The organism is Actinomadura sp. KC345, assembly GCF_004348515.1.
In the GTDB taxonomy this organism is placed as follows: domain Bacteria; phylum Actinomycetota; class Actinomycetes; order Streptosporangiales; family Streptosporangiaceae; genus Spirillospora.
This window is the reverse complement of record NZ_SMKH01000555.1, coordinates 1-1,750: the sequence shown is the minus strand read 5'-3', so window position 1 is coordinate 1,750 and position 1,750 is coordinate 1. Positions and strand designations below refer to the sequence as shown.

Annotated in this window: 2 protein-coding genes and 1 tRNA gene; 1 reads left to right on the top strand and 2 read right to left on the bottom strand. The window is 67.6% G+C overall.

Annotation, left to right across the window (positions count from 1 at the left end; genetic code table 11):
- The first annotated feature begins 57 nt into the window (after positions 1-57).
- A tRNA-Val gene (locus E1281_RS39510) sits at positions 58-129 on the top strand.
- Positions 130-589: 460 nt separating this feature from the next.
- Here the strand turns inward: E1281_RS39510 and E1281_RS39505 are convergent.
- Positions 590-1,066, bottom strand: coding sequence for a cupin domain-containing protein (locus tag E1281_RS39505; protein ID WP_165959326.1), 477 nt, complete (start codon positions 1,064-1,066; stop codon positions 590-592).
- A 424-nt stretch (positions 1,067-1,490) separates the two neighbouring features.
- The coding region (locus tag E1281_RS41010; RefSeq protein ID WP_207943792.1) for a hypothetical protein at positions 1,491-1,750 on the bottom strand (260 nt) is incomplete at its 5' end.

Sequence of the window (1,750 nt, the reverse complement as noted above, 5' to 3'; positions counted from 1 at the left end):
ACCCCCAACATGCGCTAGAGTTTCGACCGTCGGTCCGCCCACCACAGCGGCCCGCCCGGGCGATTAGCTCAGTGGGAGAGCGCTTCGTTCACACCGAAGAGGTCACTGGTTCGAACCCAGTATCGCCCACCCCTACTCCACAGGCCCTCCAGCATCTTCGCCGGAGGGCCTTAGTGATCAACTGGAGGAATAGGGAGATCATCTCCCTCCCACCCGAACGAGGTCACGAGAACCCCTCCCCACGATCCATCACTCTCCGTAGCTGCGAAGCGGAGGCGGGCACATGCGTCTACCCTCCACGACCGCTACGCGGTGACGAGAAGGCCCCGCGAACCCGACTTCTTCCGCGCGGTCTCCAGCAGCCCACAGAGCATCGGCACCGGCGGGTGAGTCCCGAATCGAGCCGGGCCGCCAGCGAGTCCTCCCACCCTCGCTGGAGCTTGGGAGTGAGCAGAATGGGGGAGGTGCGCCGACCGCACCGGGTGAGGTCGGTCGCCGATGGGCTGCGGATGGAGTGCGGACGGCAACAGCCCACGCCGCCCTCGCTCCGTCCCTGGCGCGGACGGTCGTCCGCCGCGCGGGTTCTTCGTCATGTTCCTTGTGGTGGCCTCATTTCGAGGCCGTAGCGCGCACCGACCGCGATGATCCTGTCGACGTCGGGTGGTGGCGTTGTCGCGGGAGGCAGTTCCCTGGTCGTTGCCGGTTCCCCGATCTCAGCGAAGAACTTGTCGATGTCCTTGCCGGGCAGGTACTCGACGAGCACGCGACAGGTGCTCGTCGGCTCGAAGTTCTCCCACGTTCCCGCGGGGACGTAGAAGAAGGAGCCCGGCTCCCCCTCCAGCGTGTCGTCGCCGATGTAGTAGCGGAGCGTGCCGTCCAGGACGTACACCGCTTCGTTCCCCGGGTGCGTGTGGGGCGGCGGGCCTAGCCCCGCCGGCATGGTCATGTGCATGACGACCAGCTCGCCGTCGGACTCCTCGCTTGACACTTTGACCTCGTAGAGACCGCCTAGGACCCAGTAAGCCTCTCCTACAGCGGGTTTGCGTGCGACTACCGTGGCTGTCATGTGAACCCCCTTCATCACATTCCGCCACATCGCCAGGGCGCGGGGCCCTCTTCCATGACACGCCCCCCACCCGCGAGCGTCAAGGAACTGCCGGGGCCGGCCCCTGCAAGATCATCGCACTATCGAAACGTTCGGGCCGGACGGTGTGGCACGGTTCCGCCGGTTCCTCCGGAGCGGGATCGGAACGACGACGGCATCGACGACTCCGTGGAGGAGCCGGAGCCGACTCAGGACGGGGGCAGGTGCCGAAGGAAGAACAGAGCGAGCAACGCATCGAGCAAACCGGGTTGCCGGAAGCATGCCGGGAGAAGATCGATCCTTGGGCGGCCGTGAGACCGGGCCTGCGAGTACGCCGTCCCCTCCGACCGAGTGCTCGGGCGGCCGACGCCCGTCGGGGCCTTGGCCCGGCCGATGGCGCGGTTGTTCATGTGGTGTGCCAGCGGGGGCCGATGGCGGCTCCGGCGATGGCAAGGACGGCGGCGAGGGTGATCGTCCATGTGAATCCGGTGGCGGCGGCGAGTCCGAGGGCCGCCGAGCCGGCGACGGTGACGAGGATGCCCTCGATCGCCATCGGGACGGTGTAGTCGGTCGCCGCGGACGCGGGACGGGCGAGCGACATGGACGTCGCGGCGATCCAGGTGACCTTCGCCCCGTAGACGATCGAGACGACGACCATGGCCGCGA

Coding starts and splice junctions, on each gene's coding strand:
- E1281_RS39505 (WP_165959326.1), bottom strand. CDS start 1,066: ATGACAGCCACGGTAGTCGCACGCAAACCCGCTGTAGGAGAGGCTTAC.